This window comes from Pseudomonas sp. B21-010 (genome assembly GCF_024749325.1).
Taxonomy (GTDB): Bacteria; Pseudomonadota; Gammaproteobacteria; order Pseudomonadales; family Pseudomonadaceae; genus Aquipseudomonas; species Aquipseudomonas kilonensis.
In genome coordinates, this window is sequence record NZ_CP087198.1 from 3,336,543 (window position 1) to 3,357,494 (window position 20,952).

Genomic DNA, 20,952 nt, shown 5'->3' on the forward strand with positions numbered 1-20,952 from the left:
CCATGCATGACCTCGAACTGACCGAAGAACAAGTGATGATCCGCGACATGGCCCGGGACTTCGCCCGTGGTGAAATCGCCCCCCATGCCCAGGCGTGGGAAAAGGCCGGCTGGATTGACGATGGCCTGGTGGCGAAGATGGGGGAACTGGGCCTGTTGGGAATGGTAGTGCCGGAAGAATGGGGCGGTACCTACGTCGATTACGTCGCCTATGCCCTGGCCGTGGAAGAAATCTCCGCAGGCGACGGTGCTACCGGCGCACTGATGAGCATCCACAATTCGGTGGGTTGCGGGCCGGTGCTGAATTTCGGCACCGATGAACAAAAACAGACGTGGCTGGCCGACCTCGCCAGTGGCCAGGCCATTGGCTGCTTCTGCCTGACCGAACCCCAGGCCGGCTCCGAAGCCCACAACCTGCGCACCCGGGCCGAATTGCGCGATGGCCAGTGGGTCATCAACGGCGCCAAGCAGTTCGTCAGCAATGGCAAGCGAGCAAAACTGGCGATCGTGTTTGCCGTGACGGACCCGGAACTGGGCAAGAAAGGCATTTCGGCGTTCCTGGTGCCCACCGATACGCCGGGTTTTATCGTTGATCGCACCGAACACAAGATGGGCATCCGCGCCTCGGACACCTGCGCGGTCACCTTGAGCAATTGCACCATCCCCGAGGCCAATCTGTTGGGGGCTCGCGGTAAAGGCCTGGCCATCGCCCTGTCCAACCTGGAAGGTGGCCGCATCGGCATTGCTGCGCAAGCCTTGGGCATCGCCCGTGCTGCCTTTGAAGCGGCGCTGGCTTACGCGCGTGATCGCGTACAGTTCGACAAACCGATCATCGAGCACCAGAGCATCGCCAACCTGCTGGCCGACATGCACACCCGCATCAACGCCACCCGCCTGCTCATCCTCCACGCCGCCCGCCTGCGCAGCGCCGGCAAGCCGTGCCTGTCAGAAGCCTCCCAGGCCAAGCTGTTTGCCTCGGAAATGGCCGAGAAAGTCTGCTCCTCGGCCATACAGATTCATGGTGGGTATGGGTATCTCGAGGATTATCCGGTAGAGCGCTATTACCGCGATGCGCGGATTACCCAGATTTATGAAGGGTCGAGCGAGATACAACGCATGGTCATCGCCCGGGAGTTGAAACACTACCTGGTGTGATGGCTGTAAAAGCATCGCGAGCAAGCTTTGCTCCCACTGAATCTGTGCTGCACACAGAATACTGTGCCAGGTCACGGCCCCTGTGGGGCCCGCGATAGCGGTGTATCAGTCATTTATAGGCTGAATGTACCGCCGCCATCGCGGGCAAGCCCAGCTCCCACAGGGTTTAGCGGCGCACACAAATGCTGCGTATCCCTCCGATCTCCTGTGGGAGCGAGCCTGCTCGCGATGGCGGTGTATCTGTCACTGAGATGCCGAATGTTCAGGCCCAATCGCGAGCAAGCTCGCGATGGCGGTGTATCTGTCGCTGAGATGCTGAATGTTCAGGCCCAATCGCGAGCAAGCTCGCTCCCACGGGGTTTGATGGCGCACACAAAGGCTGCATACACCCCAAATCCCCTGTGGGAGCGAGCTTGCTCGCGATGGCGTCAGTGAAAACGCCGCCTTACTTGTCCTGGAACTCCGCCGCACGCTTGGCTACGAATGCCGCCATGCCTTCCTTCTGATCCTGCGTCGCAAACGCCGCGTGGAATACTCGGCGCTCGAAGCGCACGCCTTCGGACAGGCTGACTTCAAAGGCGCGGTTGACGCTTTCCTTGACCATCATGCTGATGGGCACCGACTTGGAGGCGATCAACGCTGCAGTCTTCAGCGCCTCGTCCAGCAACTCATCGGCCGGTAGGATCCGCGCGACGATGCCGCAACGCTCGGCTTCCACCGCGTCGATGAAGCGTCCGGTCAGGCACATTTCCATGGCCTTGGCCTTGCCCACCGCGCGGGTCAGGCGCTGGGTGCCGCCCATGCCTGGCAGCACGCCGAGGTTGACCTCCGGCTGGCCGAACTTGGCGTTGTCGCCGGCCAGGATGAAGTCGCACATCAACGCCAGCTCACAGCCACCGCCCAAGGCAAAACCGTTCACTGCCGCGATGATCGGCTTGCGACGGTTGGCCACTCGGTCGCTGTCGCTGAACAGGTCGTCCAGGTAGATCTGCGGGTAGGTCAGCTCGGCCATTTCCTTGATATCGGCACCGGCGGCAAAGGCTTTTTTCGAGCCGGTCAGCACGATGCAGCCAATCTTCGGATCAGCCTCCAGGCTGTCCAGCGCCTGGTTCAGTTCGCTGACGATCTGCGCATTCAAGGCGTTCAATGCCTGGGGACGGTTGAGGGTGATCAGGCCGACGCGGTCCTTGATCTCCAATAAAATCGTTTCATAGCTCATGCAGGACTCCTGTTCAAAGATTGCGCGAAATGACCATGCGCTGAATGTCGCTGGTGCCTTCGTAGATCTGGCAGACCCGCACGTCGCGGTAGATGCGCTCCAGCGGGAAGTCGTTGAGGTAACCGTAGCCGCCCAGGGTTTGCAACGCCATGGAGCAGACTTTTTCAGCCATTTCCGAGGCGAACAGCTTGGCCATGGAGGCCTCCACCAGCGCCGGCTGGCCGCTGTCTCGCAGGGCAGCGGCGTAGTGCACCATTTGCCGGGCCACGGCGATCTGGGTCGCCATGTCGGCCAGGCGGAACGCCACGGCCTGGTGCTCGATGATCGGCTTGCCGAAACTGGAGCGTTCCCGGGCATAGTCCCGCGCCGCCTCGAACGCCGCGCGGGCCATGCCCACCGCTTGCGCCGCGATGCCCACGCGCCCGCCTTCCAGGTTCGCCAGGGCGATCTTGTAGCCCTCGCCCTCCTCACCCAAGCGATTACCCACCGGCACCTTCACATCCTCGAAGAGAATCTGGCAGGTGTCGGAGGCGTGCTGGCCGAGTTTGTCTTCGACCCGGGCCACGCTGTAGCCCGGCGAATCGGTCGGCACGATGAATGCACTGATGCCACGCTTGCCTGCGCTCGGGTCGGTCACCGCGAACACAATCACCACCCCGGCGTTCTGCCCGGACGTGATGAACTGCTTGCAACCGTTGAGCACGTAATGATCACCCTCCAGCCGCGCCCGCGTCTTGAGGCTGCTGGCGTCCGAACCGGCCTGGGGCTCGGTCAGGGCGAAGGCGCCAAGCATCGCGCCACTGGCCAGGGGCGTGAGGAATTTCGCCTTCTGCTCATCGTTGCCGAACTTGAGGATCGGCACGCAGCCCACCGAGTTGTGCACGCTCATGATGGTCGAGCACGCGCCGTCGCCAGCGGCGATTTCCTCCAGGGTCATCGCGTAGGCCAGGTAACCGGTGTCACAGCCGCCCCACTGCTCCGGCACCAGCATGCCGAAGAAGCCCAGCTCGGCCATTTCACCAATGGCTTCCCGGGGGAAACGGTGCTCGCGGTCCCATTCGGCGGCGAACGGTTTCAAGCGTTCCTCGGCGAACTGCCGGGCCATGTCGCGGATTTGGGTCTGTTCTTCAGTCGGGAGCATGGTGATTCCTTAATACAGGCATTCGACGGCCATGGCCGTGGCTTCGCCGCCGCCGATGCAAATGGCCGCGACGCCGCGCTTCAAGCCTTTCTGGCGCAGGGCTGACAGCAGGGTCACCAGGATCCGTGCGCCAGACGCGCCAATCGGGTGGCCCAGTGCACAGGCGCCGCCGTGGACGTTGACCTTGTCATGGGCAATCTCCAGCTTGTCCATGGTCACCAGCCCTACCACGGCAAAGGCTTCGTTGACTTCGAACAGGTCGACTTGATCCAGCGACCAACCGGTTTTCTGCATCAGTTTCTTCACGGCGCCAATCGGTGCGGTGGGAAACAGGCTCGGAGTATCGGCAAACGCCGCGTGACCGTGAATCACCGCCAAGGGCTTGAGGCCACGCTGGGCAGCCTGGCTCTGGCGCATCAGCACCAGGGCAGCGGCACCATCGGAAATGGAACTGGCGTTGGCCGCCGTCACCGTGCCGCCCTCGCGGAACGCCGGCTTGAGCGAGGCGATCTTGTCGATCCGCGCTTTCGGCGGCTGCTCGTCGTGGCGCACGGTCACTTGCTCCTTGCCGACCATGACCTGCAACGGCACGATCTCGGCTTCGAAACTGCCATCCTTGATCGCCTGCTGGGCGCGGGTGGTGGATGCAATGGCGAAGGCATCCTGGGCCTCGCGACTGAAGCCATTGGCTTCGGCGCAATCTTCGGCGAAAGTGCCCATCAGCCGACCTTTGTCGTAGGCGTCTTCCAGGCCGTCGAGGAACATGTGGTCAAGCACCCGGCCATGGCCCATCCGGTAACCGCTGCGAGCACGATCGAGCAGGTACGGCGCGTTGGACATGCTCTCCATGCCGCCGGCCACCACCACTTCGGCGCTGCCAGCGATGAGCATGTCATGGGCGAGGATCGCCGCTTCCATGCCCGAACCGCACATCTTGTTGAGCGTGGTGCAGCGGGTCGACTTGTCTAGCCCGGCGCCCAGCGCGGCCTGACGCGCCGGTGCCTGGCCCAAGCCTGCGGCGAGTACGCAACCGAACAGCACTTCTTCAACCGCGTCGGGTGCGATGCCGGCTCGCTCCACGGCGGCCTTGATGGCGGCGGCACCCAGCTGCGGGGCGCTGAGGCTTTTCAGTTCGCCCTGGAAACCGCCCATGGGGGTGCGGACGGCGCTGACGATGACAATAGGATCGTTGGACATCATGAATCCTCCTGATTATTTGGCTGCCATACGCAAGGCACCGTCGAGACGGATCACCTCGCCGTTGAGCATGCTGTTTTCAATGATATGCCTGACCAGCGCCGCGTACTCGGAAGGTTTCCCAAGGCGTGGCGGAAACGGCACGCCGGCGGCCAGGGAATCACGGACTTCCGGGGTCATGCCGGCCATCATCGGGGTCTCGAAGATCCCTGGCGCAATAGTCATCACCCGGATACCGAAACGCGCCAGCTCGCGGGCGGCCGGCAACGTCAGGCTGGCGATGGCGCCTTTGGATGCCGCATAAGCCGCCTGGCCGATCTGTCCATCGAAGGCCGCCACCGACGCCGTATTGATGATCACCCCGCGCTCGCCGTCGGCGTCTGCCTCGGTTTCGGCAATGGCCGCAGCCGCCAGGCGCAGCAGGTTGAAGCTGCCGATCAGGTTGACGTTGATCACCTGGCTGAAGCTGGCCAGGGCGTGGGGACCGTTCTTGCCGAGGATCTTCTCGCCGCGCACGATACCGGCGCAGTTCACCAGGCCATTGAGACCGCCGAACGCATCGACCGTGGCCTTGACCGCCGCTTCAGCCGCCGTTTCGTTGCTGATGTCGGCCACCACGCTCCGGCAACCCAGTTTTTGCGCCTGGGCGGCCACGGCGTCGGCGTTGAGGTCCACCAGCATCACTTTGGCGCCGGCCTTGACCAGCATTTCACCGGTGGCCGCGCCGAGGCCGGAAGCACCGCCGCTGACGAGGAAAATCTTGTTGTCGATCTGCATCATGGTTTCCTTGGATTCAAGCTGAAACGTTGGACGCCACGGCCTCTTGAGCCTTGGCGATTTCCTGGTTGCGCAAGATAAAGCGCTGCAATTTGCCGCTCGGGGTTTTCGGCAAGTCGCTGACAAATTCGATTTCACGGGGATAGGCATGGGCCGCCAGGCGCTTGCGCACATGCAGGCGCAGCTCTTCGGCCAGCTCCGGTGAGGCACGGAACTGCGCGCTGAGCACCACGAAGGCCTTCACCAGCTCGGTGCGTTCCGGATCGGGCTTGCCGATCACCGCCGCTTCCACCACGGCCGGGTGTTCGATCAGTGCGCTTTCCACGTCGAACGGACCGACCCGGTAGCCGGAGGTGGTAATCACGTCGTCGCTACGGCCCACGAAGCTGATGCTGCCGTCGGGGTTCAGCTCCACGGTGTCGCCGCTCAAATAGTAGTCACCGACGAAGGCCTTGGTCGGCCCGCCTTCGTAACCGGCGAACCAGCACATGGGCGATTGACTGCGATCCAGCGCGAGAATGCCCGGCTGGCCTACGCCCAGCTCGCGCTGGTTTTCATCCAGCACCACGATCCGATGGCCTGGCGAGGCAAAACCGGCCGCGCCCAGGTGCACCGGATGTTCCAGCCCATGGTGGTTGCACAGCACCATGCCCAGTTCGGTCTGGCCGTAATGGTCGTGGATCACCACGTTCAGGTTATCGGCGAACCAACGGATCACCTCCGGGTTCAACGGCTCACCAGCGCTGCTGACGATGCGCAGCTTGCCCTTGATCGAGCGGGCAAACTGCTCGCCACCGGCGATCAACAGGCGATAGGCCGTGGGCGAGCCGGTCAGGTTGGTGATGCCGTATTTATTGATGACCCGGCAGGTGCTTTCCAGGGTGAACGGGCCATCGTAGAAGGTAATCGGATGCCCCATGGCCAGCGGCCCGGTCACGCCAAAATAGATGCCGTAGGCCCAGCCCGGGTCGGCGACGTTCCAGAAGGCGTCTTCAGGGCGCAGGCCTACGGCGTCACGGGTGTAGCTCTGAAACGCCACGATGGCCTTGAGCGGCACCGACAGCGCCTTGGCAGGTCCCGTGGTGCCGGAGGTGAACATCAGCAGGAACGGGTCTTCGCCGGTGAGCATCAGCGGTTCGCACTGGCTGGAGTAGTTCGCCACTTCGGCCCAGAAACTGTAGTCGCCGCGCACGATGCCCTGGCCCTTTTCGCCGCCGACCGTGACGATGGTGGGGCAACCGGCGACTTCGTCGAGCTTGGGACGGTTGACCGCATCGGTGACGACCAAGCGCGCCCCCGAGCTGCCGAGGCGGTGCTCGATGGCCTTGGGCCCGAATGCGGTGAACAGCGGTTGATACACCGCCCCAATGCGCCAGGTGGCGAGTACCACGATCAACAGTTCAGCGGTGCGCGGCAGCAGGCCGGCCACTTTGTCGCCTTTGCCGACGCCTTGGGCCCGCAGGAAGTTGGCGAACCGCGCGGCGTTGTCCTGCAGGTCACGGTAAGTCCAAGTCGCATCGCTGCCGTCACGGCCCTCCCAGAACAAGGCGATGCGCCCTGGCAACGCATGCCGGTCGCAACACTCGACGCAGGCATTGAGCGCCTCGAGCGAGCCGTGCAGTGCGGTGTTGACAGTGTGCAGGTAATCGAACTGCGAAGTGGCGGACGAATAATCGCGCATGACCAGCATCCCTCTGTGGTTTTTATTGGTTGGGGGAACCGTAATAGCAGGCAAATACTCGCGCCGAAGGGCTGTGGCGGCAATGGTCAAAGCTTTCAAGTTGCTTGACTGGTTTGGCCATGGTCCGAGGGATGTGTTGTCAGTACGGCCGCCATCGCGAGCAAGCTCGCTCCCACAGGGTGTTTGGGCGGTCACAAAGTCGAGGCCCCCCACCAATCCCCTGTGGGAGCGAGCTTGCTCGCGATGGCGGTGGTTCAGCCGCTACAAGGGTTGCTGCCAGGCAAACGAATACACCTTCTCCGGCGCTGGCGACTGGCAGCGCTGGTTGTCCGCATCAGCCCCCACCAGGAACCACTCGGCCCTTGAGGTATCGCCGACCCGGCGAGCCTTTTGCGGGTCGTAACAGCGGGCCAGGTCCCGGGCGGGCACCAGGACGAAGGCCTGGGGGTGGCTGCGCAGCCAGGTGGCGGATTGTTCCAGGGAGTTGCCGTTATAAAAGCCGAAATGCACGATGGGTTGCTGGGCGAACAGCCAATGCCCCTCACGCCACCCCACAAGCACCAACTCGGCATTTGAAGTCATCCCGGCGACATCGCGCATCAAGGTCTGGTGGGGGTTGATGCCTTCCTTGTGGGGCTCGATAAAACCGCGCACAAACCAGGCACACAGCCACAGCGCAGCCAATACGTTGAAGACCACCCTGCCCCTCGGTCGCGCGCCAAACCAGCGGCGCAGCATCCACGGCACAAGCGGCGCCACCACCAGAATCAACGCGGGTAACGCGGGAAAGATATACAGCTTGCGTTTGCCGCTGCTCAGGCTAAAGAACACCAACACCAGTAGTACCCAACCGAGCAGCACCAACACCCGACCGTCGTGCTTGAGCAGTTGTTTACGCCAGGCCGGCAGCAGCCAGGGGAGCATGAACACAATCGGCAGCCAGTACTTCGGAATCACCTGGACGAAGAAATACCAGAATGGCTCGCGATGCTCCCATGCGTTGGCATAACGCCCAGCGGTCTGCTTGAACAGGATTTCCTGGGCGTACGCCAGGCTGTCGGCACTGCCCTGCGCCACAATCATCAGCAAAGGCCCCAGCCATAACGCGATGGCGGCCAATGCTACGACCAGCCCCAGCCACCAGCGTCCCGCCTGGCCAGGCATGGCCACCACCCCTTTCCAACCTTTGCGCAGCGCATAGGCGTAGGGAATCAGCAGTAGCACCGGCAGAAACCCCACGCCTTTGCTGATGATCCCCAACCCCATCGCCGCGCACGCCACGTAGTACCAACGCCAGGCCGGGCCGAGCAGCATGTGCCGGCACAGGCCATAGATCCCCAGGATGGTCCAGAGCGCAAGGAAACCATCGATCTGCCCGGTGCGCAGGATGCTGTAGGTCTGGTAAGTCGCGAGAAACAAGAGCGCCGCGATCACCCCAACACGCCGTCCCCACAAACGTCGGCCCAGGTCATACAGACACGCAGTGGTGACGGCGCCTGCCAGCAGCGCGGGCAAGTACAGGGCAACTTTGGGCAGGTGGGTCTGTTGCACGAACAGCGCCACCGTCCACATGAACAGCGGCGGCTTGTCGGCGTAGATTTCACCGGCACGATGGGGAATGAACCAAGAGCCGTTCTGCAGCATCTCCAGGGCAACGCCAAGGAAGCGCTCCTCATCGACGTTCATCGGTTGGCGCCAGCCCAGGCCCGCGCCCACCATGATCAAGGCCAATACCACAAACGCCAGGAGCTCGAGCCGCGAGGAAGATAATCGTATCCGCACCGTCTCAGCCCTTCTTGGCCAGTTCGGGGTTTTCCTGCTCATGATGCTTGGCGATCAACTGCAAATTGCGCAGGTAAACGATAAAGCCGAAGGACTGGCCGACAATGAACACCGGGTCTTCGCGGTAGATGGCATAGGCCAGCAACAGCGCGCTGCCGATGATGCTCAGGTACCAGAAGCCCACGGGAATCATGCTGCGCTTCTTGTATTCGCTGTACAGCCATTGCAGGGCAAAACGCCCGGTGAATGCCAATTGACCACCGAAGCCAACGGCCAACCACAACGATTCTCTGCCCATTTCAAACCTCGGTTTCTTGTGCGTTGACGTCCAGGCGGGTGCGCTTGATCAGCCACCACACCCCGAACAGATCGACAATGCCCACCAGCGCCCGGTCCAGGTTGCCGTAGTTGGACACCCCGGCCCCGCGCTCACGGTGATTGACCGGTTGAACCAGCATCCGGCCGTTGTGACGGCGGATCAGCGCCGGAATAAAACGGTGCATGTGATCGAAATACGGCAGACGCAGAAACGCCTCGCGCTCGATCAACTTGATGCCGCAACCGGTATCGGGCGTCTGGTCCTTGAGCAGGCTGGCGCGCAATTTGTTGGCAAACCGCGAGGCCCAACGCTTGCTCGCCGTGTCCCGGCGATTGACGCGATGCCCTGCCACCAGCTTGACGCCCGCGGGGGTGCCTTCGGAGCCGCGCACCAGGTCGAGCATTTTCGGCAGGTCGGCCGGGTCGTTCTGACCGTCGCCGTCCAGGGTTGCCAACCAATGCCCGCGTGCCACTTCAGCGGCGTGGTAGATCGAGGTGCTCTGTCCGAGGGAACGGGTGTGGCTGAGCACTCGCAACTGCTGGTAGCCGCTGCCTTGCAGCGTCCGCAACTCAGCGGCGGTGGCGTCGGTACTGCCATCGTCGACCACGATGACTTCAAAAGCCTCGTCGACCAGCGCCGCACGTACTTCTTCCAGCAATGGAATGAGGTTGCCTGCTTCGTTCTTTGCCGGAATCAGGACCGACACATAAGGGGTTTCGTGCATGACGCTCCAGTAAAAAGCTGAGGAATGAGGGGTTAAACGCGGTAATACGCGCGGTACCAATCGACAAACGACTGCACACCGACGGGCACTGCGACCTGTGGGCGAAACCCCACCCGCTCCTCCAGTTCGCGAGTGTCCGCCCACGTGTCGACCACGTCGCCCGATTGCAACGGCAAGAAATTCTTTATCGCGCGGGTGCCCAGCGCCTCTTCAATGCACTCGATAAACTGCAAAAGCTTCACCGGTGAGCCGAAGCCGATGTTGTAGACCTTGTTGCGCACGCCGCTCTCATCGGTCGGCGGCAGCGGTATCAGCCGCACGAGGCCCTCGACGATGTCGTCGATATAGGTGAAATCGCGAGACATCGCGCCATCGTTGTAAACGTCGATGGCGCGCCCATTGAGGATCGCATCGGTGAATTTGAACGGCGCCATGTCGGGCCGTCCCCAAGGCCCATACACAGTGAAAAACCGCAGGCCGGTGGTGGGAATGCCATAGAGATGCGAGTAAGCGTGGGCCATCAGTTCATTGGCGCGCTTGGTCGCCGCATAGAACGATACCGGCTGATCGACGGGGTCGGTGGTGGCATACGGCAGGCGGTCGTTCAAGCCATACACCGAACTGCTCGAGGCGAAAATCAGGTGCGCCGGCCGATGGGCACGGCAGGCTTCCAACACGTTGAGGAAACCTACCAGGTTGCTTTGCGCATAAACGTCCGGATTGTCGATCGAATAACGCACGCCGGCTTGAGCCGCGAGGTGGACGACCTGGTCGAAGGCATGTTCGGCAAACAACTCCAACAGTGCCTGTTTGTCTGCCACATCCAGCAACTGAAAGCGGAAATCGCGGCATTCGGCCAACTGAGCCAGTCGTGCCTGTTTCAGCTCGACGCTGTAGTAGCTGTTGAGGTTGTCGATGCCAATGACCTGATGGCCATCGCTGCACAGCCGCTTGGCGGTATGAAATCCGATGAACCCTGCGACGCCGGTGACCAGTACTCTCATACGCGGCCCAAAACGGTCATTTGCATACATTACCCTGATGGATGGCCCGGCTTTTCCGGGGCCTGCACAGGCTTGTATCAGAAATAAATGACGGTTTTATGAGCGTAGCGAAAACCCCTGTGGGAGCGAGCTTGCTCGCGATAGCGGTGGCTCAGCCGCCTCTTCATCGACTGCCAGCCCCTCATCGCGAGCAAGCTCGCTCCCACAGGGGGCTTGGGTAGGCACAAGATTGGAGGTCAGCCGATGGGTCAATCAGGGTCGTTGAGAATCAGGCTGCGATAATGCCCCGGGTTGGACCCGGACCATTTGCGAAACGCCTTGTAGAAGGAGCTGGCATCGGCAAAACCCAGGCGTGAGGCGATTTCGACGAAACTGATGGAGGGCTCGGCCAGCCAGGTGATCGCCAGATCCTTGCGCACGCTGTCCTTGAGGCCCTGGTAAGTCTGGCCCTCCTCCGCCAGGCGTCGGCGCAGGGTGGACGCGGACACGCACAGCTGCTGGGCCAGGGCCTCGGTTTCCGGCCACTGTTCGGCAGGCAACTGCCGCAGGTCGTGCCGGATACGGCTGGCCAGGCTTTGCGGGTTGCGATACTTGACCAGGATGTTGGCCGGGGCCTGGGCCAGGAAGCGCTTGAGCTCATCAGCGTTGCGCCTGATCGGCAGGTCGAGGCATTCGGCGGCGAAAATCATTCGGGTGCGAGGCCGGTCAAAACGCAGGTTCTGGGAAAACATCACCCGATAGTCGTCGCAGAAATCCGGCGCCGGGCAACGCAGTTCGACGGAAAGAATGGGAATGCGCCGCCCGGCCAGCCAGCAGGCCACGCCATGGACGATCATCCAGTAGGTGAAATAGGTAAAGGCCCGGCGCGGCTCCTGATCGTCTTCCAGCAGCACGATCTCCGCCAGGCTTTGCTGGCGCACCCACTGGGCCGGCAGGTGTTCGAGCATCAGCGACAGAAACCCCAGCCCCGCCGTCAAGCCGCTCGCCAGCGTGGGCTGGGCCATGGCGCACTGGCAGAGAAACGCCAGGCTGCCGGACTTGAGCTTGCGCGGGTCCATGCCAAAAAACTCGTCATCCAGGCGCCGGGCGAGCAAACGCCAGAGCCGCGCATAGGCATGGGCCGGGACCCGTGCCTGGGCGTCGTCGAGCAACGCGGGATCGATGCCCACCTTGCTCAATACCTCATCGGTAGCCGCTCCGGGGGCGCAGCTTTGCAGCAGCGCCTCACGCACCAACTGAATGGAGATGGTGTCTTTTTTCGACATGGCGCGGGTGTTCACAGGATCCGGTAAAGCAGCCGTTCTATCCGCACCCGGCTGACCCGTTTCAGGAACCTGGCCACGGCGTCGGGGTAATCCGGCAGGGTTTCCAGGTCCAGGTAACGTTCGATCCGGCGGGTGTGGCGGTAGATCTGTTCAAGCTCGGCCTGGCGCGGCGCCAGCAACTCGCCCTTGGGGTCATCCAGCAACAGCGCGTTTTCCAGGTCCAGGCGAAAGGCCCGCGGATTGAGGTTATTACCGGTCAGCAAGGTGTAGCGCTCGTCGATCCACATGCCCTTGAGGTGATAGGTGTTGTCCCCGTCACGCCACAGGTGCAGGTTCAATTGACCACTGTCGATAGCGCGCTGATGCCGTTTGGCGAAGCGTCGCAAGCTGATTTCGTAGAGGTATGGCAGCGCCGCGATGATCTTGAACGGCTCGCTTGGCGGAATGTAGAAGTCGTTGGCGGTCTTGTCGCCGACGATGATGTCGATCTTGACCCCACGGGCCAAGGCGCGATTGAGCTCCCGGGTAACCGCCAGGGGCAGGTTGAAATACGGTGTGCAAATGGTCAGTTGCTGGCGACTGCTGGCGATCAGCTCACCGATCACCCGGCTCAGCGGATTGTTCTTGCCCACGCCCAGCAACGGGCTTACCGACAGGCCACTCTTGTCGAGGCTGCCAACGCTGGTGTCATAGGTCGCGTACTTGAGGCGACTGCGCAGGTCGCCGATGTCCTTGCGCAAACTGCGGGTGCTGGGCAGGTTCGGCAGGTCCAGGCGGTGCACGGCCCTGGAGGTGACCAGGCCGTGCTGCACCAGGTGATGCATCGAATCGGCCAGTGCCGTGTTCTGCAGCAGGTGATAGCGGTCGTAGCGGTATTTGTCGAACTTGTGCAGGTAGACGTTATTCAGGCTGGCGCCGCTGTAGAGCACACAGTCGTCAATCACGAAGCCTTTCAAGTGCAGCACGCCGAACAGCTCGCGGGTCTGCACCGGCACGCCGTAGATCGGCACTTCGCTGGCATGGGTGCGAGTCTGTTCCTGGTACCACGCCGAGTTGCCCGGCTGCTTCTTGGCGCCGATCAGCCCGCGCTGGGCCCGCAGCCAGTCCACCACCACGACCACATCCAGTTCCGGACGCGCGGCCTTGGCGGCATGCAGGGCATCGAGGATTTCCTGGCCGGCCTCGTCCTGTTGCAGGTACAGCGCGACGATGTAGATGCGCTGGGTGGCCTGGGCGATTTTCTCCAGCAGGCAACGGCGGAATTGGGCAGCGCCATCGAGGATGGTCACCGCGTCGGCGGTCAGTGCAAAGCTGCGCAGCTTGGGCAGCAGGGAGCGTTTGAAAAGCGACGGCATAGGGCTCGCAAAAGGTCGATTCCGAAGAACGGATGAGCTTACACCATGGATGGGTTTGGGTCTTCCTGTCCTCGAGAAAAAATGACTTGACCAAGGAGAACGATCATTCTACTTTTGTTTCATGAACGAAATCACTGGTAATGAAACACGAGACATCATCCTCGATGTCGCTGAAAAGTTGATCTATAAAAGTGGCATCGCCGCCACCGGCATGGACCTTCTGGTAAAAACCGCCGGCGTCTCCAGGAAAAGTGTCTATCGCTACTTCGCCAACAAGGACGACCTGATCGTCGCCGCCCTCAGGCGGCGGGACGAACGCTGGATGCACTGGTTCTGCACCGAAGTGGACAAGGCGCCGACCCCGACTGCACGGCTGCTCAACCTGTTCACCGTGCTCAAGGGCTGGTTCGACAGCGAAGGTTTCCGCGGCTGCGCATTCATCAACACCAGTGGCGAAACCGGCGATCCACAGGATCCGGTCCGCCAGGTGGCGAAGCTGCACAAACAGAAGTTGCTCGATTACGTAACCCGGCTGTGCGTCGAACAAGGTGTCCAGAACCCGGACGCACTGGCCCGCCAACTGCTGATTCTGATTGACGGCGCCATTACCGTGGCGCTGGTCATGGGCGACCACAGCGCGGCTGACGACGCCCAGGACTTGCTCGAAAAACTGCTGCACGCCTGACCTGTTGAACCCTTGTGCAATTCGTCAATTCACTGGAGATCCGCCATGTCTGCCTCTTCCGAAGTTCGTCCGCCGTTGCCGCCGTTCACTCGTGAATCGGCGATCGAGAAAGTTCGCCTGGCCGAAGACGGCTGGAACTCTCGTGACCCACAGAAAGTATCCCTGGCCTACACGCTGGATACTCAATGGCGTAACCGCGCCGAATTCGCCCATAACCGCGAGGAAGCCAAGGCATTCCTGACCCGCAAATGGGCCAAGGAGCTGGATTATCGGCTGATCAAGGAGCTCTGGGCCTTCACCGATAACCGCATCGCCGTGCGCTACGCCTACGAATGGCACGACGACTCGGGCAACTGGTTCCGTTCCTACGGCAACGAAAACTGGGAGTTCGATGAGCAAGGCCTGATGTACAACCGCTATGCCTGCATCAACGACATGCCGATCAAGGAAAGCGAGCGCAAGTTCCGCTGGCCGCTGGGCCGCCGGCCGGACGATCATCCGGGGTTGTCTGAGTTGGGGTTGTAACGCTTTCGACTGAACCACCGCCATCGCGAGCAAGCTCGCTCCCACATTGGATTTCAGCGAATACACATGGTGTGTCCGACATGGATCCCCTGTGGGAGCGAGCCTGCTCGCGATGGCGGTCTGACTGAGTACATATCCATTTATGCGGTGACGGCGGCTTAGGGTTCCGCCCTTACGGCGGGTCACTTTTGGAAGAGCCGGGAGCCGGACCAGCCAAAAGTAACCAAAAGCGCTTTGCCCCACCACTCGGCACCTCGCCTAGGCTCGGCGTGCCCCACTCCGGCATTGCTCCGTGGGCCGCCGCGAAGGGCCATCCATGGCCCAGCGCGGCTACCTCGGCATCCATGCCGAGGTGCCCACTGCGCAATGCCTGCGTTCGGCCAGCGTGGTTAACGGGGCGCCCGAGATCAACGTCCACGCCGAGGCGGCCTAGTAGCCGACCTGGCTCTCCCGGTCGTACTCCAATCCCATTGTGGGAGCGAGCTTGCTCGCGATGACGGCGGCAAATCCAGCAAGGGTCCAAGCTGACCCACCGCTATCGCGAGCAAGCTTGCTCCCACAGTACAGCGGTGGGCACGCAGTAGCGCCAGACCAGCGGCCCCTCCAACAGGCTTGACCCACATGCCGCCAGGCATCACATTGCCTGGGCCGGCGATACGTTGTGCATCAGACTTTGTGGAGCCCATGACCGCGTCGATTCCGATCCGTCCCCCCTGCCCGCCCGGCGTCTGCGATTGTGGCCGTGATGCCTTGCTGCAAGCGCCTGGTAGCGACCTGCGCATCCTTTGCCTGAATCGCCAGGAAGAAAAACGCCTGCTTGAGCGTCTGGAGAACATCCAGGACCTCGACGAACTCCAGCGCCTGCAGCAACGCCTGTACGAAAACCTGGGGATCCGCCTGAGCGTCGAGCCTGGCTACAACGAAGTGCGGACCATGCGCGGCATCGCCATCGAATTCCAGGACCAGCCCGGCCTGTGCCGCAAGATTCGCCAGTCGATTCCCGCCGCCATCCGCCGTGGGCTGGAAAAACGCCCGGAGATTGCCTGGCGGCTGCTGGATGCCCACGATCTGTTTCGCGACATCTGAACCCAGGCGGCTCCTTCCCTGGAGCGGCACCGCGGCCTAGAAATCCACCGTTGCGGAAAGCAGGTAGGTGCGCGGGGTCGACAGCGTCAATCCTGCCTCACTGTCATCCGATGCGCCGGCCGAACTCCAGTAGCGCTTGTCTGCCACGTTTTCGATGTTGGCCCGCAGGGTGATGTGCTTTTCGTCGACCTTGAACGCGTAGCGGGCGCCCACGTCGAAACGTTCCCAGGAATCGATTTGCTTGGTGTTGGACTGGTCCAGGTACTGCGAGCTGGAGTAGATGCCACGGCTGGTCAGGGTCAGGCCCTGTACCGTCGGCACGTCCCATTCGGCGCCGAGGTTGACGTTGTACTTCGGCGTGGCCGGTGCGCGGTTGCCATCGAAGGTGCCGTTGGTGGTATGGGTCAGTTCGCTGTCGATGTACATCACACCACCCAGTAAGCGGGTTCCCTTCAGCGGCTCACCAAATACACTCAACTCCACGCCGGTGTTTTCTCGCTTGCCGTTCGGGCCGAAGACACGCGTCGTCGCGTCGGTCGCATAGGCCGGCTGCTTGATCCGGAACAGCGCGGCGGTGACGGCGAACGGACCGGCATCATACTTGGCGCCCACCTCGACCTGGCGGCTGATGAATGGCGGGAAAATCTCGTCCTCATTCACCGATGTCGACGGCGCGATCTTGCCCTGGCTCAGGCCTTCCATGTAGTTGGCATACAGCGACAGCCTGTCGGTCGCCTTGAACAGGATGCCGCCCGACGGCGAAACCTTTTCCTCATCGTAGGCGGTGTCGCCCTTGACGTTATTCGTCCAGTCGTCAACCTTCACCCGCTGCCAGCGGGCACCGAGGGTCAGCAGCAAGCGATCGTCGAACAGCCCCAGGGTGTCGGACAACGCCACGCCACTGAAGCGGTTCTCGGTGTAGACCTTGTCGTCCTGTCGCGTCGGGTTGCTCGGCGTCGGGGTCTGTACCGGGTCATACAGGTTGCTGCTGCCGTTGGCGTAACGGGCGCCACCATTTTCGAAGTCCATGTAGAAATAGCTGGCCGCCAGGTTGACCTCATGGCTCACCGGGCCGGTATGGAACCAGTTGCGCACCCCGGCCGTGGCCGTCCGGACATTTTCGTCACGGGTAAAGTCACGGGGCTGGACGGTGAAGTCACCCGCGTCGTTGGTCACCGAAACGTTGTGCCGAAGGAAGTCGTGCTCGCTTTTGCGCGCCCCCACACCGCCATACAGCATGACGGAATCGTTGACGTCGAATTCAGCGTTCACGGCGCCGAAGGTGTCCTTGGTGCGTGCCTTGCTCCAGGACTGGGCGTAGTTGTCACGCACATCACTGGCGTGAGGAACCTGTGTATTGGCGCCCACCTGCACGCGTTCCTGGGGCGCGTCGGTATTACGCTCGGTGCGGCCGATGTCCGTCGACAGTCGCAGGCGCTCACCGCGAAAATCCAGGCCCAGCACCGCCATCTCGCGGTCCACGCTCTGGTGATCCCATTCGGTGTCGCCCGCCTGCTTCACGCCATTGAAGCGAATCCCGAACTTGTCATCCTCACCAAAACGCCGACCGACATCCACGGCACCGCCAAGCTGGTTGTTGGAGGCATAGCTGCCGGTGAACGAGGTGATGGGCTTGTCGGTGGCACGCTTGGGCACCACATTGATCCCGCCCCCCACACTGCCCCGCGGCGAGATACCGCTGATGAGCTGGCTCGGGCCCTTGAGGATATCGACGCGTTCGGCCATCTCCATGTCGATGGTGTAGGTCGGCAGGATGCCGTAGAGACCGTTGTACGCAACATCACTGTTGAACAGGCTGAAACCGCGAATGGTGAACTGCTCAAAGCGTCCGCCCGCCGGGTTGGTGGCACGGACCGAGGGGTCGCTGGCGATCAGGTCGCCCAAGGTGCGCGCCTGCTGGTTCTTGACCGCAGCGCTGGTGTAGGTGGTCATGCTGAACGGCGTTTCCATGAAGTCCCGCGAGCCCAGCAAGCCTTGCGAACCACGCCGCGCCACCTGTCCACCGGCATACGCCGGGCTGTCCGTCGACGCCGTGGCGCCGACAATCGAGGTGGGTGCCAGTTGCAGGCTGCCGCCTTCTGGCGCCGGCATCAGGATGTAGGCCTGCTCACCCACCGCTTGCAATTGCAGGCCCGAGCCCGACAACAGCCGGGCAAACCCCTCCTCTACGCCAAACTCACCCGAAAGCCCGGCGCTGTTGCGACCACTCACCAGGGCCGGATCCACCGACAGGTTGACGCCCGCCAGCCCGGCAAACCGGGTCAACGCCGCGCCGAGGCTGCCGGCCGGCACCTGGTAGCTGCGCCGGTCGGCTTCTTCGGCCAGGCTCGATGAGATAAAGAACGGGCTGGCGCTCAAACTCAGCATAAGGCTCAGGTTCAACAGCGGACGCCAGCCGGCAAAGGCCGGGCGCAAACGCAAAGGTGCAACTGCGGACATTGGAAAGCGCTCTCATTTTTGTTCAGTTGCCTTGAATGACAAGCGAGACAAAAAAAGGGGACAGGCCTCAGGCTCGATTCCTGGCGAAACTTGCAAGCCACCCCCATCTGTGGCGAGGGAGCTTGCTCCCGCTGGGGTGCACTGTAGGAGCTGCCGAAGGCTGCGATCTTTTGATCTTTCGCTTGAGATTCAAGTGCCCGGGGAAAGATCGCAGCCTCGCTTCGCTCGGCAGCTCCTACAGACCCAGCGGGAGATCGACTTCAATTGGCCTCAGGCCATTTTTTTGCGAAGTGTCAACGTGACCCAGTAGCGAGTGCGCATGTGCACGTCCAGCGGCAGGCTGGCTGCAAGCAGCGTGAGGATTCGGTCGGTGTTGTCCAGGCGGAAGCTGCCGGTGATTCGCAGGGATTCCAGGGGTTCGTCCCAACGCAACACCCCGGGGCGATAGCGGCTCAGTTCCCGCAGGAAATGCCCCAGTGGCTGGTCCTGCGCAACCAATACGCCGTCACGCCAACCCAGCTGTGCCACGTCGAACGCCTTCACTGGCCCCGCGCCTGAATCCTGGATGTTGACCTGCTGGCCCGCTTCCAAGCTCAGCAATGGCCCGCGCAAGGGTTGCAGTTGCGCCGAGCCGCTGACCACCGACACCCGGCAATCGCGTTCGCCCAGGTGCACACAGATTTCGCCACGACCGACCGTGATGAGCCCGTAGGGTGATTGAACGGACAGCGGCGTGCGCCCGGCGAGCTTGAGGGCCATTTCGCCGCGCACCAGCACCAGGCGATGCGCCTTGAGGTCCAGGTCGACGGCGCTGTCGGTGTTCAGTTGCAGCGCACTGCCATCGACCAGCGACCAGCGCCGTTGCTCGCCCGTGGCGGTGTGCAAATCAGCGCGCCAGGCCTCCAACGGCATCTCTCGCCCCAGCAACCAAGCGGTCGGGACCAATGCGGCGACGCCCAATGCGCGCTTGAGCACCTCGCGCCGAGCCAGCACTGGGCGGTCCAGGGTCGCCATGCCCAGGGAAGCGGGCACCCCGGCAAAACGCTGGCGCAATCGCTGGGCCTTCTGCCAGGCCGCCTCATGATGAGCGCTGCTGTCGCGCCAGCGTTGCAGGGCCGCCGAGTCGAACGCATCCCCGTCGAACTCCATCAGGGTCAACCAGCGAGCCGCCGCCCGCGCCGCTTCGCGGGCTTCGGGTGAAGGGGCCGAGCGCATCAGAAGTCCACCAACAGGCAATGCTCATAGGCCTGGGCCATGTAGCGTTTCACGGTGCGTTCGGACACGTGCAGGCGTTCGGCGATCTCGCGATAACCCAGGCCTTCAAGTTGACTCCAGAGAAAAGCCCGCCGCACCAGGGGCGGCAGGCCATCGAGCAGTTCGTCCAAGGCTTGCAGGGTTTCCAGCAGCAGCCAGCGTTGCTCTGGCGACGGTACGCAGGCTTCGGGCAGGCTCGCCAGGGCGTCGAGATACGCCTGTTCCAGATTGCGCCGGGAGTAGAAATTGCTCAGCAGGCGTTTGCCAACGGTCAGCAGATAAGCCCGGGGCTCTTGCAGGTCAGCCAATGTCTGGGAACTGGAAAGCACCCGCAGGAAGGTATCCTGGCGCAGGTCCGCCGCATCCCAGGCATTGCCCATGCGCCGCCGCAGCCAGCCTTCCAGCCAGCTACCGTGGTCACGGTATAACGCATGGAGGGAATGCTCCGTCGGCGTAACTGCATCACACATGTCCAGAAGCCTGCGCAAAGTCTTAAATGAGACTGATTCTAATTAATGTTCGCGCAGGAATCCAAGTTGTTTATGCAAAGTATGTCTAGAAACGGGTCGGAAACACCCCACCCTGTGGGAGCGAGCTTGCTCGCGATGGCGGTGTGTCAGAAACATGGATGCTGACTGATACTCCGCCATCGCGAGCAAGCTCGCTCCCACAGGCAGGTTTTTGCGAGCAGTGCGATCAGTGGCTGGCGTGCAAGGTCTTCGGCACTTCAGGCATGGCCGAAGAGTGGTGGTTGATGATCTTCCACTGGCCATCGAGGCGCTCATAGAGGAAGGTGTAGCGCGCCTGGACCTCGCGCTTGGAACCGTCGGCCTGGGTCAGCGTGAAGGTATAGACACCACTGTCCATCGCCGCATCGGGGCCCAGGTGACGGATCTCCCGGTAGTTGATTTGCCCGACCGGTTTGCCGGCCAGGAAATGCTCGAAGTAATCCTGGATCTGCGCCGGCGTGTTGCGCACCTTGTTGGAAACAGTCGGTTGCAAAATCGCATCCGGGGCGTAGAGGCCGGTCACGGCAGTGGCGCTACCGGTTTGCAGCGCGGCGTTCCAGCGGTCAAACAGCGCCGCGATCTCGCGGTCATTCACATTCTTGGGCTGCTCGGCCACCGTGCGATACACGTAAGGCGTAGCCTCAAGCGCCTGGACAAGCGGCGCGGCCAGCAGGAATAAAGCAGCAATGGCGCAGGTTTTCATTTTCATCAAAGTGTTCCTTTGGGTTTCAATGGGGCCACTTTGCCGGCCTTCCCTGCCTTCGCCATCGGCCAACCGGTGCCAATCGCCTATGCCGTTCGGCAGATAGGCCCGG

At 62.2% G+C, this 20,952-nt stretch carries 20 protein-coding genes; 5 read left to right on the forward strand and 15 right to left on the reverse strand.

The genetic code is table 11. The annotated features are described in order from the left end of the window. Window positions 1-2 precede the first annotated feature (2 nt). A complete protein-coding gene (locus tag LOY50_RS14615) occupies window positions 3-1,154 on the forward strand; it encodes an acyl-CoA dehydrogenase family protein (RefSeq protein WP_003202007.1) in 1,152 nt (383 codons plus the stop codon). Window positions 1,155-1,599: 445 nt separating this feature from the next. Here the strand turns inward: LOY50_RS14615 and LOY50_RS14620 are convergent, their stop codons facing one another. The 11 genes from LOY50_RS14620 to pssA form a co-directional block, all read right to left on the reverse strand. Beyond that, the gene (locus tag LOY50_RS14620; RefSeq protein ID WP_003202009.1) at window positions 1,600-2,373 is read right to left on the reverse strand and encodes an enoyl-CoA hydratase; all 774 of its coding nucleotides are present in this window, start codon (window positions 2,371-2,373) and stop codon (window positions 1,600-1,602) included. Between the two features lie 13 nt (window positions 2,374-2,386). After that, a complete protein-coding gene (locus tag LOY50_RS14625) occupies window positions 2,387-3,514 on the reverse strand; it encodes an acyl-CoA dehydrogenase (protein ID WP_079303339.1) in 1,128 nt (375 codons plus the stop codon). A gap of 9 nt (window positions 3,515-3,523) precedes the next feature. Continuing rightward, window positions 3,524-4,714 (reverse strand): acetyl-CoA C-acyltransferase, encoded by a 1,191-nt coding sequence (locus tag LOY50_RS14630; RefSeq protein ID WP_258688010.1) that lies wholly within the window; start codon window positions 4,712-4,714, stop codon window positions 3,524-3,526. 12 nt (window positions 4,715-4,726) lie between these two features. Next, window positions 4,727-5,488 carry an SDR family NAD(P)-dependent oxidoreductase gene (locus LOY50_RS14635; protein WP_258688018.1) on the reverse strand — a complete coding sequence of 254 codons (762 nt, stop codon included), beginning with the start codon at window positions 5,486-5,488 and terminating at the stop codon, window positions 4,727-4,729. A 16-nt stretch (window positions 5,489-5,504) separates the two neighbouring features. After that, entirely contained in the window at window positions 5,505-7,169 is a 1,665-nt protein-coding gene (locus LOY50_RS14640) for an AMP-binding protein (protein WP_258688025.1), read from the reverse strand. Window positions 7,170-7,430: 261 nt separating this feature from the next. Next, window positions 7,431-8,888: a glycosyltransferase family 39 protein gene (locus tag LOY50_RS14645; protein WP_258691243.1), complete on the reverse strand. Its 1,458-nt coding sequence runs from the start codon at window positions 8,886-8,888 to the stop codon at window positions 7,431-7,433. Between the two features lie 67 nt (window positions 8,889-8,955). Continuing rightward, the gene (locus LOY50_RS14650; protein WP_092143294.1) at window positions 8,956-9,249 is read right to left on the reverse strand and encodes a lipid-A-disaccharide synthase N-terminal domain-containing protein; all 294 of its coding nucleotides are present in this window, start codon (window positions 9,247-9,249) and stop codon (window positions 8,956-8,958) included. Window position 9,250: 1 nt separating this feature from the next. Next, entirely contained in the window at window positions 9,251-9,994 is a 744-nt protein-coding gene (locus LOY50_RS14655; protein WP_214510366.1) for a glycosyltransferase family 2 protein, read from the reverse strand. A 32-nt stretch (window positions 9,995-10,026) separates the two neighbouring features. Beyond that, on the reverse strand, window positions 10,027-10,998 hold the full coding sequence (locus tag LOY50_RS14660) for an NAD-dependent epimerase (protein ID WP_258688028.1): 972 nt from the start codon (window positions 10,996-10,998) through the stop codon (window positions 10,027-10,029). A 248-nt stretch (window positions 10,999-11,246) separates the two neighbouring features. Next, window positions 11,247-12,263, reverse strand: a complete 1,017-nt coding sequence (locus LOY50_RS14665; protein WP_214510364.1) for an AraC family transcriptional regulator — start codon at window positions 12,261-12,263, stop codon at window positions 11,247-11,249. 11 nt (window positions 12,264-12,274) lie between these two features. Next, window positions 12,275-13,618, reverse strand: coding sequence for a CDP-diacylglycerol--serine O-phosphatidyltransferase (gene pssA / locus LOY50_RS14670; protein ID WP_003202029.1), 1,344 nt, complete (start codon window positions 13,616-13,618; stop codon window positions 12,275-12,277). Window positions 13,619-13,739: 121 nt separating this feature from the next. On the opposite strand from pssA, the gene LOY50_RS14675 reads away from it, so the two are divergent. The 4 genes from LOY50_RS14675 to LOY50_RS14690 all read left to right on the forward strand — a co-directional run bounded on the left by LOY50_RS14675 (window position 13,740) and on the right by LOY50_RS14690 (window position 15,914). Continuing rightward, window positions 13,740-14,303: a TetR/AcrR family transcriptional regulator gene (locus LOY50_RS14675; protein ID WP_253474980.1), complete on the forward strand. Its 564-nt coding sequence runs from the start codon at window positions 13,740-13,742 to the stop codon at window positions 14,301-14,303. Window positions 14,304-14,348: 45 nt separating this feature from the next. After that, on the forward strand, window positions 14,349-14,828 hold the full coding sequence (locus LOY50_RS14680; protein WP_046062452.1) for a nuclear transport factor 2 family protein: 480 nt from the start codon (window positions 14,349-14,351) through the stop codon (window positions 14,826-14,828). Window positions 14,829-15,120: 292 nt separating this feature from the next. Beyond that, window positions 15,121-15,261: a hypothetical protein gene (locus tag LOY50_RS14685; protein ID WP_258691283.1), complete on the forward strand. Its 141-nt coding sequence runs from the start codon at window positions 15,121-15,123 to the stop codon at window positions 15,259-15,261. Between the two features lie 251 nt (window positions 15,262-15,512). After that, window positions 15,513-15,914, forward strand: coding sequence for a hypothetical protein (locus LOY50_RS14690; RefSeq protein WP_018610475.1), 402 nt, complete (start codon window positions 15,513-15,515; stop codon window positions 15,912-15,914). Window positions 15,915-15,950: 36 nt separating this feature from the next. On the opposite strand, the gene LOY50_RS14695 is transcribed toward LOY50_RS14690, so the two are convergent. The 4 genes from LOY50_RS14695 to LOY50_RS14710 all read right to left on the reverse strand — a co-directional run bounded on the left by LOY50_RS14695 (window position 15,951) and on the right by LOY50_RS14710 (window position 20,846). Further along, window positions 15,951-18,374, reverse strand: coding sequence for a TonB-dependent receptor (locus tag LOY50_RS14695; protein ID WP_258688042.1), 2,424 nt, complete (start codon window positions 18,372-18,374; stop codon window positions 15,951-15,953). A 270-nt stretch (window positions 18,375-18,644) separates the two neighbouring features. After that, entirely contained in the window at window positions 18,645-19,589 is a 945-nt protein-coding gene (locus tag LOY50_RS14700; RefSeq protein ID WP_253474986.1) for a FecR domain-containing protein, read from the reverse strand. Continuing rightward, the gene (locus LOY50_RS14705; protein WP_253474988.1) at window positions 19,589-20,098 is read right to left on the reverse strand and encodes a sigma-70 family RNA polymerase sigma factor; all 510 of its coding nucleotides are present in this window, start codon (window positions 20,096-20,098) and stop codon (window positions 19,589-19,591) included. The genes LOY50_RS14700 and LOY50_RS14705 overlap by 1 nt, the downstream gene beginning before the upstream one ends. Before the next feature lie 226 nt (window positions 20,099-20,324). After that, window positions 20,325-20,846 (reverse strand): SgcJ/EcaC family oxidoreductase, encoded by a 522-nt coding sequence (locus LOY50_RS14710; protein WP_013693409.1) that lies wholly within the window; start codon window positions 20,844-20,846, stop codon window positions 20,325-20,327. Between the last annotated feature and the right edge of the window lie 106 nt (window positions 20,847-20,952).

Coding starts and splice junctions, on each gene's coding strand:
- LOY50_RS14615 (WP_003202007.1), top strand. CDS start 3: ATGCATGACCTCGAACTGACCGAAGAACAAGTGATGATCCGCGACATG.
- LOY50_RS14650 (WP_092143294.1), bottom strand. CDS start 9,249: ATGGGCAGAGAATCGTTGTGGTTGGCCGTTGGCTTCGGTGGTCAATTG.
- LOY50_RS14665 (WP_214510364.1), bottom strand. CDS start 12,263: ATGTCGAAAAAAGACACCATCTCCATTCAGTTGGTGCGTGAGGCGCTG.
- LOY50_RS14640 (WP_258688025.1), bottom strand. CDS start 7,169: ATGCGCGATTATTCGTCCGCCACTTCGCAGTTCGATTACCTGCACACT.
- LOY50_RS14710 (WP_013693409.1), bottom strand. CDS start 20,846: ATGAAAATGAAAACCTGCGCCATTGCTGCTTTATTCCTGCTGGCCGCG.
- LOY50_RS14700 (WP_253474986.1), bottom strand. CDS start 19,589: ATGCGCTCGGCCCCTTCACCCGAAGCCCGCGAAGCGGCGCGGGCGGCG.
- pssA (WP_003202029.1), bottom strand. CDS start 13,618: ATGCCGTCGCTTTTCAAACGCTCCCTGCTGCCCAAGCTGCGCAGCTTT.
- LOY50_RS14690 (WP_018610475.1), top strand. CDS start 15,513: ATGACCGCGTCGATTCCGATCCGTCCCCCCTGCCCGCCCGGCGTCTGC.
- LOY50_RS14675 (WP_253474980.1), top strand. CDS start 13,740: ATGAACGAAATCACTGGTAATGAAACACGAGACATCATCCTCGATGTC.
- LOY50_RS14620 (WP_003202009.1), bottom strand. CDS start 2,373: ATGAGCTATGAAACGATTTTATTGGAGATCAAGGACCGCGTCGGCCTG.
- LOY50_RS14660 (WP_258688028.1), bottom strand. CDS start 10,998: ATGAGAGTACTGGTCACCGGCGTCGCAGGGTTCATCGGATTTCATACC.
- LOY50_RS14695 (WP_258688042.1), bottom strand. CDS start 18,374: ATGTCCGCAGTTGCACCTTTGCGTTTGCGCCCGGCCTTTGCCGGCTGG.
- LOY50_RS14625 (WP_079303339.1), bottom strand. CDS start 3,514: ATGCTCCCGACTGAAGAACAGACCCAAATCCGCGACATGGCCCGGCAG.
- LOY50_RS14635 (WP_258688018.1), bottom strand. CDS start 5,488: ATGCAGATCGACAACAAGATTTTCCTCGTCAGCGGCGGTGCTTCCGGC.
- LOY50_RS14705 (WP_253474988.1), bottom strand. CDS start 20,098: ATGTGTGATGCAGTTACGCCGACGGAGCATTCCCTCCATGCGTTATAC.
- LOY50_RS14630 (WP_258688010.1), bottom strand. CDS start 4,714: ATGATGTCCAACGATCCTATTGTCATCGTCAGCGCCGTCCGCACCCCC.
- LOY50_RS14645 (WP_258691243.1), bottom strand. CDS start 8,888: ATGGTGGGCGCGGGCCTGGGCTGGCGCCAACCGATGAACGTCGATGAG.
- LOY50_RS14680 (WP_046062452.1), top strand. CDS start 14,349: ATGTCTGCCTCTTCCGAAGTTCGTCCGCCGTTGCCGCCGTTCACTCGT.
- LOY50_RS14655 (WP_214510366.1), bottom strand. CDS start 9,994: ATGCACGAAACCCCTTATGTGTCGGTCCTGATTCCGGCAAAGAACGAA.